12 protein-coding genes are annotated in these 12,827 nt (G+C 72.0%); 5 read left to right on the top strand and 7 right to left on the bottom strand.

The genetic code is table 11. From position 1 onward, the window contains the following. Positions 1 to 57: 57 nt before the first annotated feature. From O7625_RS01905 to O7625_RS01885, 5 genes are all read right to left on the bottom strand, one after another. On the bottom strand, positions 58 to 237 hold the full coding sequence (locus O7625_RS01905; RefSeq protein WP_088645992.1) for a DUF6104 family protein: 180 nt from the start codon (positions 235 to 237) through the stop codon (positions 58 to 60). A gap of 501 nt (positions 238 to 738) precedes the next feature. Continuing rightward, complete coding sequence (locus O7625_RS01900; RefSeq protein ID WP_282343856.1) at positions 739 to 4,509, bottom strand: multifunctional oxoglutarate decarboxylase/oxoglutarate dehydrogenase thiamine pyrophosphate-binding subunit/dihydrolipoyllysine-residue succinyltransferase subunit; 3,771 nt, start codon at positions 4,507 to 4,509, stop codon at positions 739 to 741. 348 nt (positions 4,510 to 4,857) lie between these two features. Next, positions 4,858 to 5,682, bottom strand: coding sequence for an ABC transporter permease (locus tag O7625_RS01895; RefSeq protein ID WP_282343854.1), 825 nt, complete (start codon positions 5,680 to 5,682; stop codon positions 4,858 to 4,860). Next, complete coding sequence (locus O7625_RS01890) at positions 5,679 to 6,611, bottom strand: ATP-binding cassette domain-containing protein (protein ID WP_282343853.1); 933 nt, start codon at positions 6,609 to 6,611, stop codon at positions 5,679 to 5,681. Before O7625_RS01890 ends, O7625_RS01895 begins: the two co-directional genes overlap by 4 nt. 150 nt (positions 6,612 to 6,761) lie before the next feature. After that, entirely contained in the window at positions 6,762 to 7,427 is a 666-nt protein-coding gene (locus tag O7625_RS01885; protein ID WP_282343852.1) for a hypothetical protein, read from the bottom strand. A 167-nt stretch (positions 7,428 to 7,594) separates the two neighbouring features. On the opposite strand from O7625_RS01885, the gene O7625_RS01880 reads away from it, so the two are divergent. Next, positions 7,595 to 8,374, top strand: coding sequence for a GNAT family N-acyltransferase (locus tag O7625_RS01880; protein ID WP_282343851.1), 780 nt, complete (start codon positions 7,595 to 7,597; stop codon positions 8,372 to 8,374). Then, a complete protein-coding gene (locus O7625_RS01875) occupies positions 8,371 to 9,351 on the top strand; it encodes a lysophospholipid acyltransferase family protein (protein WP_282343849.1) in 981 nt (326 codons plus the stop codon). The genes O7625_RS01880 and O7625_RS01875 overlap by 4 nt, the downstream gene beginning before the upstream one ends. Positions 9,352 to 9,704: 353 nt before the next feature. On the opposite strand, the gene O7625_RS01870 is transcribed toward O7625_RS01875, so the two are convergent. Both O7625_RS01870 and O7625_RS01865 read right to left on the bottom strand, forming a co-directional pair. Further along, entirely contained in the window at positions 9,705 to 9,893 is a 189-nt protein-coding gene (locus O7625_RS01870) for a DUF397 domain-containing protein (protein ID WP_282343847.1), read from the bottom strand. After that, positions 9,884 to 10,651: a DUF5753 domain-containing protein gene (locus O7625_RS01865; protein ID WP_282343845.1), complete on the bottom strand. Its 768-nt coding sequence runs from the start codon at positions 10,649 to 10,651 to the stop codon at positions 9,884 to 9,886. Before O7625_RS01865 ends, O7625_RS01870 begins: the two co-directional genes overlap by 10 nt. Positions 10,652 to 10,903: 252 nt before the next feature. Between O7625_RS01865 and O7625_RS01860 the strand changes: the two genes are divergently transcribed. From O7625_RS01860 to O7625_RS01850, 3 genes are all read left to right on the top strand, one after another. Beyond that, the gene (locus O7625_RS01860) at positions 10,904 to 11,200 is read left to right on the top strand and encodes a flavin reductase (protein ID WP_282343843.1); all 297 of its coding nucleotides are present in this window, start codon (positions 10,904 to 10,906) and stop codon (positions 11,198 to 11,200) included. 167 nt (positions 11,201 to 11,367) lie between these two features. Further along, positions 11,368 to 12,198 carry a DUF4097 family beta strand repeat-containing protein gene (locus O7625_RS01855; RefSeq protein WP_282343841.1) on the top strand — a complete coding sequence of 277 codons (831 nt, stop codon included), beginning with the start codon at positions 11,368 to 11,370 and terminating at the stop codon, positions 12,196 to 12,198. Further along, a complete protein-coding gene (locus O7625_RS01850; protein WP_282343839.1) occupies positions 12,195 to 12,824 on the top strand; it encodes a PadR family transcriptional regulator in 630 nt (209 codons plus the stop codon). Before O7625_RS01855 ends, O7625_RS01850 begins: the two co-directional genes overlap by 4 nt. The last annotated feature ends 3 nt before the right edge of the window (positions 12,825 to 12,827 follow it).

Genomic DNA, 12,827 nt, shown 5'->3' with positions numbered 1-12,827 from the left:
GTGCCGGGCGGGCGGTACGCCGTGGGCGGTCCCGGCCGGTGGTACGCCCGGCCGGGATCAGTCCTCGTCGAGGTCGTCGAGGCGGGCCAGCCAGGTGGCGAAGCGCTCGACCGGCGTCTCGAACTCGGGGTTGAGGTCGACGAAGTCGCGCAGCCGCTCGCCGAGCCACTCCAGGGTGACCTGCTCGTCGCCCCGGCGCTGCACCAGCTCCTCGATCCCACGATCGGTGAAGTACATCGTGCCTCCTCACTGCTGAGTTCCGGGCCTCGGGCCAACCCGGAAGTGGACATGATCCCTCCCGCTCGGGACCGCTTCGCCACCCGGGTGGCGAAGCGGTCCCGACCGGTCACCCTGCACCATCCGCCACGTCCACGGCGCAGCGGGTTCGGTCCGTGACGGGGGAGAACCGTCGGAGGCGGCCTTTGACGCCACCCGCTGTGCCCACCGCGCAGCGGGTTCGGCCCTTTCGGGGAGAGTTGTTGTCGCTGGGGCGACAACAACTCTCCCCGAAGGTGTGGTCCGTGCCGACCGCTGCGCGGGGGAGCCTCGCCCGGTGCGGTGCGGTGCGGTGCGGTGCGGTGCGGTGCGGTGCGGTGCGGCGGTGCGGCGGTGCAGGGCAGGGCAGGGCGGTGTGGGGCGGGGCGGCACGGGACGGCCAGGGCTGGGCGGGGCGGCAGGGGACGGCCCGCGCCCCGGGGAGGGGCGCGGGCCGGGTGGATCGAGTCGGGACGGTCGCGGTCAGGGGCGGGGGAGGGCGGCGTCGATCAGCGCGGTCTGCTCCACCTCGTGCATCTTGGCCGAGCCGACCGCCGGGGCGGCGGCGGCGGGCCGGGAGATGCGGCGCAGCCGGACGTCGGCCAGGTGCTCCAGCAGGTTGAGCGCGACGAAGCTCCACGCCCCCTGGTTGGCCGGCTCCTCCTGCACCCAGGCGAAGTCCTCCGCGTTGGGGTACGCCGCCAGCGCGGCCCGGATCTCCTGCACCGGCAGCGGGTAGAGCTGTTCGAGCCGGACGATCGCGGTGTCGGTGACCCCCCGCTCCTGCCGAGCCTGGAAGAGGTCGTAGTAGACCTTGCCGGAGCAGAGCAGCACCCGCTTGACCTGCTCGGGCGCGGGCGCGGCGGTGTCGGCGAGCACCGGGGCGAAGGTGCCGGTGGTGAAGTCCTCCACCGGGCTGACGCAGAGCTTGTGCCGCAGCAGCGACTTCGGCGTGAAGACCACCAGCGGCTTGCGCTTCGGCGACAGGGCCTGGCGACGCAGCAGGTGGAAGTAGTTGGCCGGGGTGGTCGGGATGGCCACCCGCATGTTGTCCTCGGCGCACATCTGGAGGAACCGCTCGGGGCGGCCGGAGGTGTGGTCCGGACCCTGTCCCTCGTGGCCGTGCGGCAGCAGCAGGGTGACCGCGGAGCGCTGGCCCCACTTCACCTCGCCGGACGAGATGAACTCGTCGATCACCGACTGGGCGCCGTTGACGAAGTCGCCGAACTGGGCCTCCCAGCAGACCAGCGCGTTGACGTTCTCCACCGAGTAGCCGTACTCGAAGCCCATCGCGGCGTACTCGCTGAGCAGCGAGTCGTGTACGAAGAACCGGGACCGCTCGCCGTCGGCGGTGAGCGACTTGAGCGGGAGGTGGTCCTCGCCGGTCTTCGCGTCGACGATCGAGGCGTGCCGCTGGACGAAGGTGCCCCGGCGGGAGTCCTGACCGGCGAGCCGGACGGTGATCCCGTCGTGCAGCAGCGAGCCGAACGCGATGATCTCGCCGTACCCCCAGTCGATGTTGCCCTCGACGGACATCTTGGCCCGCCGGTCGAGCAACTGCTGGATCCGCTTGTGCGGGGTGAAGCCCTCGGGCAGGTTGACGTGCGCCTCGCCGATCGCCTTGACCACGGCGGCGTCGGTGGCGGTCTCCACCTGCGGCTCCGGCTGGTCCTCGGGGCTCGGCCGGCTCACCTGGCGGGGGGTGGTGGCGGCGTCCCGGGTGGCCTTGAAGACCCGCTCCAGCTGCGCCTGGTAGTCGCGGAGCAGCTCCTCGGCGTCCTCGACGGTGATGTCGCCCCGGCCGATCAGCTCCTCGGTGTAGAGCTTGCGGACTGAACGCTTCGAGTCGATGATCTTGTACATCTGGGGGTTGGACATCGACGGGTCGTCGCCCTCGTTGTGCCCGCGCCGGCGGTAGCAGACCATGTCGATCACGACGTCCTTGTTGAACGCCTGCCGGTACTCGAAGGCCAGCCGGGCGACCCGCACGACGGTCTCCGGGTCGTCGCCGTTGACGTGGAAGATCGGTGCCTGGATCATCCGGGCCACGTCGGTGCTGTAGAGGCTGGACCGGCTGTACTCCGGCGCGGTGGTGAAGCCGACCTGGTTGTTGACCACCACGTGCACGGTGCCGCCGGTGCGGTAGCCGCGCAGCTGGGAGAGGTTGAGCGTCTCGGCGACCACGCCCTGGCCGGCGAAGGCGGCGTCACCGTGCACCGCCAGCGGCAGCACGGTGTAGCCCTCCAGCTTGAGGTCGATCCGGTCCTGCTTGGCCCGGACGATCCCCTCCAGCACCGGGTCCACCGCCTCCAGGTGCGACGGGTTCGCCACCACCGAGACCTTGACCGAGTGGTCGCCGTCCGGGGTGGTGAACTTGCCGTTCTGGCCGAGGTGGTACTTCACGTCGCCGGAGCCCTGGGTGGAGCGCGGGTCGAGGTGGCCCTCGAACTCCGAGAAGATCTTCTCGTACGGCTTGCCGACGATGTTGGCCAGCACGTTGAGCCGGCCCCGGTGGGCCATGCCGATGACGACCTCGTCCAGCCCGTCCTCGGCGGACGCCTCCAGCACCTCGCCGAGCAGCGGGATCAGCGACTCGCCGCCCTCCAGCGAGAACCGCTTCTGGCCGACGTACTTGGTCTGCAGGAAGGTCTCGAACGCCTCGGCGGCGTTGAGCCGGTTGAGCACGTGCTTCTGCTCGTCGGCGGCCGGCTTCTCGTAGCGGCGCTCGATCCGCTCCTGGATCCAGCGGCGCTCCTCCGGGTCCTGGATGTGCATGTACTCGATGCCGAGCCGCCGGCAGTACGAGTCGCGCAGCACGCCGAGGATCTCGCGTAGCTTCATCCGCTGCTTGCCGGCGAAGCCGTTGACCGGGAAGGTGCGGTCCAGGTCCCACAGGGTCAGCCCGTGCTGGAGGACGTCCAGGTCGGGGTGCTTGCGGATGGCGAACTCCAGCGGGTCGGTGTCGGCCATCAGGTGGCCCCGGACCCGGTATGCGTGGATCAGCTCGTGCACCCGCGCGGTCTTGTTGATCTGGCCCTCGGAGTCGACGGCCACGTCCCGCACCCAGCGCACCGGCTCGTACGGGATGCGCAACGAGGTGAAGATCTGGTCGTAGAAGCCGCGCTCGCCGAGCATCAGCTCGTGCATGACCTTGAGGAACTCGCCGGACTGCGCGCCCTGGATGATCCGGTGGTCGTAGGTGCTGGTCAGCGTGATGATCTTGCTGACCGCCAGTTCGGCCAGGGTCGCCTCGCTCATCCCCTGGTACGGCGCGGGGTACTCCATCGCGCCGACCCCGATGATCGCGCTCTGCCCCTGCATCAGCCGGGGGATGGAGTGGACCGTGCCGATGCCGCCCGGGTTGGTCAGCGAGATCGTCGTGCCGGCGTAGTCCTCCATGGTCAGCTCGTTACGGCGGGCCCGCCGGACCACGTCCTCGTACGCCTGCCAGAACTGCCGGAAGTCCATCTGCTCGCAGCCCTTGATGGACGGCACCACCAGGTTGCGGGTGCCGTCGGGCTTGGTCAGGTCGATGGCGATGCCCAGGTTGACGTGCTCCGGGCGGACCATCGCCGGCTTGCCGTCGACCTCGGCGAAGGAGTTGTTCAGCTCCGGGTGCTCCACCACGGCCCGGATCAGCGCGTACCCGATCAGGTGGGTGAAGCTGACCTTGCCGCCGCGCCCCCGGGCGAGGTGGTTGTTGATCACGATGCGGTTGTCGACCAGCAGCTTGGCCGGGACGGCGCGCACGCTGGTGGCGGTCGGGACCGAGAGCGAGGCGTCCATGTTCTGCACGATCCGGGCGGCCACCCCCCGCAGCGGCGTGGTGCCGGCGGCGCTGGCCGTCGGGGCCTTCGCCGCCGGCTTGGCCGGGGCGGGCTTGGCGGTCGTGGCCGGCTTCGCGGTCGCGGCGGGCTTCGCGCTGGTGGCCGGCTTGGCCGGGGCGGCCTTCGCGGTCGTGGTCGCCTTCGTGGTCGCGGTCGGCTTGGCGCCGGCCGCCGGTGCGGCCGGCTGCTCCGGGGCGGCGGCCGGCTGCTGCGGCTCGGCCGGCTCCGGTGTGGCGGCCGGCGTGCCCCTACCCTCGGCCGGGCGCGGGGTCGTGGTGCCGGGGCGGTAGTCGGCGAAGAAGTCGTGCCAGGCCGAGTCGACGCTCGATGGGTCGGCGAGGTAGCGCTGGTACATCTCCTCGACGATCCACTCGTTCGGGCCGAAACCCGCCAGTGGGTTCTCCTGCGAAGTCTGCTGGGTCGACACGGCCGGTAATCGCCTCTTTCACGCGGGTTTGTGTGTCACGCGGTGTCCGCCGTCGTCCGGAAGTGCGCGTGGGCGGGGGACGGCTCCCAGGCTACGCCGTGAGATTACGGTAGGCATTTCCACCTCCGTTGGGTGGCCGGATTCACAGAAGATGCCAGAAGTCAATCACCTCTTCGTGTCCTGTCGACTCCGGGGCGGAGCGGGGTCCGGGATGCCGGACCGGCACCGGGTCGGCCGGCGGCACCCCGGACACCCGCCGCAGCCCGGACACCCGCGGCACCCCGGACAGCGGCCGGCCCGGCGCGACAGTCGTCACGCCGGGCCGGCACGGTCCGCGGGCGGGTCGGGTCAGGAGATGTCCCGCCGCCGCATGGTGAGCGTGCCGATCGCGCCGGCCACCACCGCGTACCCGATCAGGACCACCGCACCCGCCCAGCGCGGCGGGTTGCCCGGGATCTCGGTCCCGCTGACCATCAGCGACGACGCCAGCGACGGCACCAGCACCTGGAGGTCGTTGATCCAGTCGCCCCACCGGGCGGCCAGGATGCTGATCGCGATGGCCGCGCCGACCGCGCCGCCCAGGTAGAGCAGGATGCCGGTGACCGTGGCGCCGATCTGGCTGCGGATCAGCACCCCGATCCCGACGCCGAGCACCGACCAGAGCAGGTAGGCCAGGCCGTTGAGCGCGGTGGCCCGCCAGACCGCGCCGCTGCCGAGCTGGGATCCCAGGTCGACGCTGTTCATCACCAGGGCACCGAAGGGCAGGTTGAACAGGGTGGTGACCAGCCAGAACAGCACGGCCAGAATGGCCGCGGCGGCCAGCTTGGCCAGCATCACCGCAGTGCGGTGCGGCACGGTGAGGAAGGTGGTGGTGACCGTCTGGTGGAAGAACTCGCTGGTCACCACGATGATGCCGAGCAGCATCACGATCATCAGACCGAAGAACTGCCCGTTGGTGTAGACGTTGGCGGCGAGGCTGTCCACCGACTGTGCGGCCTGGATCTGGTCGGCCTGGTCGGCCGGCACGTCACCGAAGGTGTTGCTGGCCAGCGCGTCGGTCTGCAACCAGTTGATCAGGGCGGTCAGCGCCCACAACGGCAGCGTGATCAGCCCGAAGATCCACCAGGTGCTGGTGGTACGGATCTTCAGCAGCTCGGATCGGACCAGGTTCATCGGATGCCCGCCTTCCCGGCCGTCAGCTCCAGGAAGACCCGTTCCAGGTCGGGCCGTTCCGGGGTCAGTTCGTGCAGCTCGACCTTCGCGGCCAGCGCGGCCCGGCCGATCGCCGGGGCCTCCAGCCCGCTGACCAGCAGCACGCCGTGCTCGTCGGTCTCCACCGTCGCGGACTGCTCGCGCAGCGCCACGGCCAACTCCTCGGCCTGCGGGGTGCGTACCCGCACCCGGCCGCCCTGCGCCATCGAGCCGAGCACCTGCTCCACCGGCCCCTGCCGGATCAGCTTGCCGGCCGCGATGATCACCACGTCGTCGGCGAGGAGCTGCATCTCGGAGAGCAGGTGGCTGGAGACCAGCACCGTGCGCCCCTCGTGGGCCAGCCCCTTGAGGAAGCCCCGCATCCAGCGGATGCCCTCCGGGTCGAGACCGTTGGCCGGCTCGTCGAGGATCAGCACCCGGGGGTCACCGAGCATCGCGGCGGCGATGCCGAGCCGCTGCTTCATGCCCAGCGAGTAGCCCTTGAACTTGCGCTTCGCCGCCGGGGTGAGCCCGACCAGGGCCAACGCCTCGTCGGCCCGGCTCCTGGGCAGACCGGCCGCCGCGCAGATCACCCGCAGGTGGTTGATGCCGGTACGCCCCTTGTGCGCGCTGGACGCCTCCAGCACCGCGCCCACGTGCCGCAGCGGGTCGGTCAGGTCGGCGTACCGCTGGCCGCCGATGGTCGCCGTGCCACCGCTCGGGGTGACCAGGTTCAGCAGCATCCGCAGGGTGGTCGTCTTGCCTGCCCCGTTCGGGCCGAGGAAGCCGGTCACCCGACCGGACTCGACCGTGAAGGACAGGTTGTCGACCGCCCGTACGTTCTTGTACTGCTTGGTCAACCCGGACACGACGATCTGGCCGGTGCTGGGGCTCCACTGCCCGTCGGACATCGTTCTCCTCCCGTGCGGCGGCGCGTCGCGCGCCGCATCCTGCGGCGCCGTTGCGGAACGCGCCGCTGCCAGCCTGGCTGGTCAGGTCAAGTTACGCCATCAGCCCCGGTCGGTAAGTCGTACTCCGCCTCAGGCAGGAGCGGGTCGTCCTCAGGGACGAGGCGTGGGCGGCAGCGCGACCCAGGTGGCGCGGGCCCGGCCGAGCAGCCGGCCGGTGCCGTCGTAGAGGCTGGTGTGCACCACCGCCAGGCGTCCCTCGGCGCTGACCACCGCCCCGGTGACCACGCACTCCTCACCCGGCCCGGGTAGCGCGTCGAGGGTCACCGCGATCCGGCCCAGCACGTACGGCCGGCCGGGAGCGATCACCGCCCAGCCGCCGGGGCAGTCCAGCGCCGCCCAGACCGTCGGCGCGGTCACCCGCGTCGGCGTCCGCCACGCCGCGGCCGTCCGGCCGTCCGGCAGCCGGCCGGGGAAGATCCGCAGGCCGTCCGGGTGCTCCGGGCCGCAGACGTAACAGCCGGGGAAGGGGTGGTCGCGCAGGCCCGGGTAGCCGGCCGAGGCGGCGCGCGCGGTCGCCGGGTCGACCGGGGAGACCGGGGCGGGCGGGTCGCCGGCCGGGCGCACCTCGGCGACCAGCTGCCCGTCCGGGTCGTACACGTCGCCGTCGGTGAGGGTGAGCGGGGTGTCCAGCGGCGGCGGGCGACGCAGCGTCACCTCGACGGGCCGGTCCGGGTCGTACGCCCCGGCGAAGACTCCGGCGCTCCAGCCGCCGTTGCCCGAGCCGGGCGGCCCGTTGTACCGGGATTCGACGATCATCGCCCCTCCACTGCCTCATCGTCCGACCCCGGGACGGCCGGACGCCCGCAGGCAGCCTCGCACGTGCCCACGCAGGTCACCCTGGCGGGCCGGTCCGCCGACCGGCGTTCACCGGATCGACACCCGTCCCCGGGCACCCGGCAACCCGGGGCACCTACACAGGTCTCATGGCTGTTCTGCATGCCGCTGGCGCACCCCTGACGACCAGTGGATACACCCTGCTGATCGCCGACGACCCGAACCAGGTCGCGGCCGCGCAACGCCTGCGCCACGAGGTGTTCGCCACCGAACTCGGCGCGACCCTGCGCCCGGGCGTCGCCGGACTCGACGCCGACGACCTCGACGTCCACTGCGACCACCTGATCGTCCGGGAGGAGCGCACCGGCGCGGTGGTCGGCACCTACCGGCTGCTGCCACCGGGCCGGACCGACCGCCGGTACGCCGCCGGTGAGTTCGACCTGACCGCGCTGGACCCGCTGCGCGACCTGCTGGTCGAGACGGGTCGCTCCTGCGTCCACCCGGACCACCGCTCCGGCGCGGTGATCAACCTGATGTGGGCCGGGCTGACCCGCTACCTGCACCTGCGCGGCTCCAACTGGCTCGGCGGCTGCGCCTCGGTGCCGGTCGACGACGGCGGCCGGGCCGCGGCGGAGGCGTGGGCGCTGGCCCGGGCCGGGCAGCTCGCGCCGCCACTGCTGCGGGTCCGCCCGCTGCGGCCCTGGTTCGCCGAGCCGGGCGCGGCGGCTGCGGAGACCGCCGTCGGGGATTCCGCCGGCCGGGCGCGGATCCCGTCCCTGCTGCGCGGTTACCTGCGGCTCGGCGCGTGGATCGCCGGTGAGCCGGCGTACGACCCGGATTTCCGCTGCGCGGACTTCTACGTGCTCTTCTCGCTGGACCGGATGAACCCGCGCTACCTGCGGCACTTCCTGGGCGGGGCGGCGCGGTGAGCGCCGAGTTGTGGCGGCCGACCGCCGGCTGTGGCCCGGCCTGCCTGCCCGGGGTCCGGCGGGCGCAGGTGTCGCCGGCCCGCCGGGTGGCCCGGCTGCTGGGGGTGCTCGGCATGGTGCTGGTCGGGGCTGGCATGGTCGTCCTGCTGCCGGTGCTGCCGGCGGCGGAGCGGGCGGCGGTGGTCCGGGGCTGGGCGCGGGGGACCGCCGGGGCGCTCGGGGTGCGGCTGGCGGTGCGCGGCCGGCTGCCCCGGCGACGGGCGCTGCTGGTCGCCAACCACGTCTCCTGGCTGGACATCCTCGCGGTGCTGGCGGTCGCGCCGGCCCGGCTGCTGGCCAAGCGGGAGGTCCGGCGCTGGCCGGTGCTGGGGCTGCTGGCCCGTGCCGGCGGCGCGCTCTTCGTCGACCGGTCGCGGCCCCGGGACCTGCCGCACACGGTGGCCCGGATCGCGGCCACCCTGCGGGCCGGTCACCCGGTCGCCGTCTTCCCCGAGGGTACGACCTGGTGCGGCGTCGTGCCGTCGGCCGACTGCCGGCCGCGCCGGGGGTTCCGCCCGGCGGCCTTCCAGGCGGCGATCGACGCCGGGGCGCCGGTGGTGCCGCTGCGGATCAGCTACCGCTCTGCTACCACCGGGGCGACGACCACCACCGCCGCCTTCCTCGGCGACGAGACCCTGTGGCGCTCGGTGCGGCGGGTGCTGGCCGCCCGGGACCTGGTGGTCGACGTCGCGGTGACCGCCGCCCTGCACCCTGCCCCCGGCGCGGACCGCCGGTTGCTGGCCCGGACCGCCGAGTCGGCCGTGCACCTGCTCCCGCCCCGCCCGGTCGCCAGCCGTCCCACCCTGACCGCCGTCGGCCCGGTGGGCGTGACTGGCCCGGTAGGCGTGCCCGGTTCGGTGGGCGTGCCTGGTTCGGTGGCCGTGCCTGGTTCGGTGGGCGTGCCGGCCGCCGGGGCGGGGCTCGGCCTGGCCGCCTGAGGGACCGCCGAGGTGTGGCGGGCCGTCGGGCGGGTGCTGATGATCGCTCACCGGTGGGCGGGACGGGCCGGCAGCCCGGAGACGGCCCTTCCCGCTCCGTTACGCAAGGTGCCCCCCACAGAGATCAACGGGCCAGCGGAAGGTCACAACCTTTCCCACTCAGTTACGCAAGGTGACCCCGACAGGTCTACTTCCGCGCGAGGGCGGTATGACGCTGTGGCATATATATGACGGACAGGAATACTCGTTCGCCGGAGTGAGGCTCCCCCTGCCGACTACGGGTCAGGCCGCCGGGAGGAAAACGCAAGGGACCACCCGCCAGCGTGCCGGGAGGTCCCTTCAGCGTTGGTCGGTCAGGACCGCTTGGTGAATCCGAGGAAGGAGCGCCAGGTCTCCGGGTCGAAGGCCAGGACCGGGCCGGTCGGGTCCTTGCTGTCGCGGACGGCCACGACGCCGGCCAGGTTGTCGGCCACCTCGACGCAATCGCCGCCGTTGTTGCCGCTCTTGGTGCTCTTGCGCCACTGCGCGCCGGTCAGGTCCATGACGTCGCCGCTTCTCTGATGAGTTCCAGGGATTGCGCTCGGGAAAAAGCCTCGCCGCGAACGCACTCCCATCGTCGTTCAAGCGTAGCAATGTCCTCTGTCCGCTGAAGGATCTGCGCAGGGGCCTGGCTGTCGACGTGTGCCAGTCGCGTGCCGTCCGGCATTTCAGCGACGATGAAGGGTCCGCCGAGCCCGGGGTAGATGCCGGCAGAGGAGGGCACCACGTAGAGCTGGATCGACGGCATCGCCGCGCAGGTGGCCAGGTGGTGGAGCTGTTCCGCCATCAAGGCGCGATCGGCGGCGGCGGTACGGCGTAGCGCGGACTCGTCCACGATCGCGATGAGCAGGGGCGCGCGTTCACGGGTCAGGATCGCTTGTCGGGCCAAGCGGGCGGATACCAGGTCGTCCACCTCGGTGGGGGTGAGGGCCTCCCAGGCCAGCGTCGCTCGGGCGTACGCCTCGGTCTGGAGCAGGCCAGGTATCCAGGCGAGTTGGAAGGCGCGCAATGCGACGGCCTCGCGTTCCACGTCGACCCACCGACGGAACCATGCTGGTTCTCGCCGTTTGAGTACGTCCGGCCACAGGTGTTCCACCTCGCGACCGAGGATCGATGCGACCTGGGCGCGGTGGCGTGTCTGCGGGATACGTCCGGGGTTCGCCCACTTGGCTGCTGTCTTCGGGTCGACGCCGATCTGGGCTGCGAGGCTGTCTGCGGTCTGGCCCGTCGCCGCCATCGCCTCGACCACCGCGTGGTTCATCCGTTGCCTTCCTGAAACGTCCTGAACGTCTACAGAAGATAGTGCAACGCTGTGTGATGGTTCCACAACCCTCGGCAAGGTGTGTGGAGAGCGGCGCGGTCGGTGGAGGTGGAACCCGGCGACCGCGTACGTCGGGGTTGGTTCCGCACCGTGGGGTGTCGGGGTCGACTTCGCGGGGGCCGCTCCTCTCCCTCACGAGGAGCGTCCCCCTTTCCCGTCGCGCGAGGAGGTCGAGATGGTGGTTCCGGTGACATGGTGGAGGTTGCGAAGGGTTGGCGGGGCGGGGGTGTGGTGATGGTGGTGCGTCCGCCGGTTCCGCACGTGGCGATGCGTCCGTTGTGGCGGTGTCGTAACTGTGGTGGGGAGTGGCCGTGTCAGCCGGCCAAGCTCGCGTTGCTCACCGAGTACCGGGGTGACCGGATGTCGTTGCTGATCTATCTCGGCACCCTGATGCACGAGGCGACGAACCAGCTCGCCCAGCTCCATCCGGCGCACCCGCCGACCGGGATGACCGAGCGCTTCCTGTCCTGGGCCAGAGCCCGGCGCTGACCGGCTCCGGCCCGTTGCGTACCCCGGTCGGGGCGGTGGCCGGCGGGGTGCGCGGGCCGGACGGGTTCACGACTCGCGACAGTCTTGTTCTATCGCGATGTATCGCGTTACGATTCCTTCGTGCAGTGGCGCGGCCAGTCGGCCGCGACCCATCGAGGGGAGTCGCCATGACCAACTGGACGGTCGACAGACCACAGCAACTCACCATGGAGGAGCCGGTCACCCAGCTCGACGTACGACTGGTCACCGGTCGGCTCAACGTGGTCGGCACCGACGGCCCGGCCCGGGTCGACGTCACCCGGGTCAGCAGCCGGCCGGTCATCGTCGAACACCGCGACGGCGTACTCCGGGTCGGCCACGAGCGCCACCCCCGCTGGCCCGGCTTCCTCTGGTGGCTCGGCCAGCTCGGTCGCCGGTTCCGGGCCGAGGTGTCCATCGCCGTCCCGGCCGACATCGCGGTCAACCTCAACCTGGTCGACGGCGCGCTGGTCGCCTCCGGGCTGGTCAACGACACCAACGTCAACGTCACCTCCGGGCAGATCACCCTGATGGGCCTGGCCGGGCGCACCAACGCGCGGATCGTCTCCGGCCCGGTCGAGGCGCTCGGGGTCACCGGTGACCTGACCCTGGACACGGTCTCCGGTGAGGTGACCCTCGCCGAGAGCTCGGCGGGCCGGGTGCACGCCAACACCATCTCCGGGGCGATCACCTGCGACCTGGACAACCCCCGGCGCAGCGAGATCCGGCTCAGCACCATCTCCGGGCCGATCACCGTACGGGTCCGCGAGGACAGCGACCTCGCCGTCCACCTGCACACCGCCTCCGGCCGGATCACCAGCGGCTTTCCCCAGATCTGCGGTGGGATCGGCGCCGGCCCGGTCAAGGACAGCCACGGGGTGCTCGGCGCGGGCGCGGGTAAGCTCTGGGCGTCCGCCACCTCCGGCAGCATCGCGCTGCTCGCCCGGCCGGTGGACGACGACCTGGAGGAGCTGCCGTGACCGCCGTGTTCAGTCACGGGCGGCTCCGGCTCTATCTGCTCCGGCTGCTCGACGACGGCCCCAAGCACGGCTACGAGCTGATCCGGCTGCTGGAGGAGCGCTTCCTCGGCCACTACGTCCCCAGCGCCGGCACCATCTATCCCCGGCTGCAACGGCTGGAGGCCGACGGCCTGGTCACCCACACCGCCGCCGGGGGCCGCAAGGTCTACGAGATCACCGGGGCGGGGCGGGCCGAGCTGCGCCAGCGCGCCGACGAGGTGACCACCCTGGAATCCGACATCACCGCCTCGGTGGAGGATCTCTCCGCCCTGGCCGGGGAGATCCAGACCGAGGTACGCGGCTCGGTGCGCGACCTCAAACGCGAACTGCGCGAGGCCACCCGGCAGACCCGGCAGACCCGCTGGGACCGGTCGGCCCCCACCCCGCAGCCCCACCCGGCGGCCCCCACCCCGCCGACGCGCCCCGCCGACTCCCCGCTGCTGGCGGAGTTCGACCGGCGGCTGGCCGAGTTCACCGTCGAGGTCGGGTCGCTGGTCCGGGCCGGACGGCTCAGCGACACCCAGCTCCGTACCGCGATCCGGGTCCTCGACGGCGCGTTGGACGGGCTGAGCCGGCTGCTGCGCTGACGG

It is taken from the genome of Micromonospora sp. WMMD714 (assembly GCF_029581315.1).
Lineage (GTDB): Bacteria > Actinomycetota > Actinomycetes > Mycobacteriales > Micromonosporaceae > Micromonospora > Micromonospora rifamycinica.
This window is presented reverse-complemented; position numbering and strand designations above follow the sequence as displayed.

Bases quoted from the DNA above. Each gene is read 5' to 3' on its own strand.
- O7625_RS01905 (WP_088645992.1), bottom strand. From the start codon at position 237: ATGTACTTCACCGATCGTGGGATCGAGGAGCTGGTGCAGCGCCGGGGC.
- O7625_RS01895 (WP_282343854.1), bottom strand. From the start codon at position 5,682: ATGAACCTGGTCCGATCCGAGCTGCTGAAGATCCGTACCACCAGCACC.
- O7625_RS01890 (WP_282343853.1), bottom strand. From the start codon at position 6,611: ATGTCCGACGGGCAGTGGAGCCCCAGCACCGGCCAGATCGTCGTGTCC.
- O7625_RS01885 (WP_282343852.1), bottom strand. From the start codon at position 7,427: ATGATCGTCGAATCCCGGTACAACGGGCCGCCCGGCTCGGGCAACGGC.
- O7625_RS01880 (WP_282343851.1), top strand. From the start codon at position 7,595: ATGGCTGTTCTGCATGCCGCTGGCGCACCCCTGACGACCAGTGGATAC.
- O7625_RS01870 (WP_282343847.1), bottom strand. From the start codon at position 9,893: ATGGACCTGACCGGCGCGCAGTGGCGCAAGAGCACCAAGAGCGGCAAC.
- O7625_RS01865 (WP_282343845.1), bottom strand. From the start codon at position 10,651: ATGAACCACGCGGTGGTCGAGGCGATGGCGGCGACGGGCCAGACCGCA.
- O7625_RS01860 (WP_282343843.1), top strand. From the start codon at position 10,904: ATGGTGGAGGTTGCGAAGGGTTGGCGGGGCGGGGGTGTGGTGATGGTG.
- O7625_RS01855 (WP_282343841.1), top strand. From the start codon at position 11,368: ATGACCAACTGGACGGTCGACAGACCACAGCAACTCACCATGGAGGAG.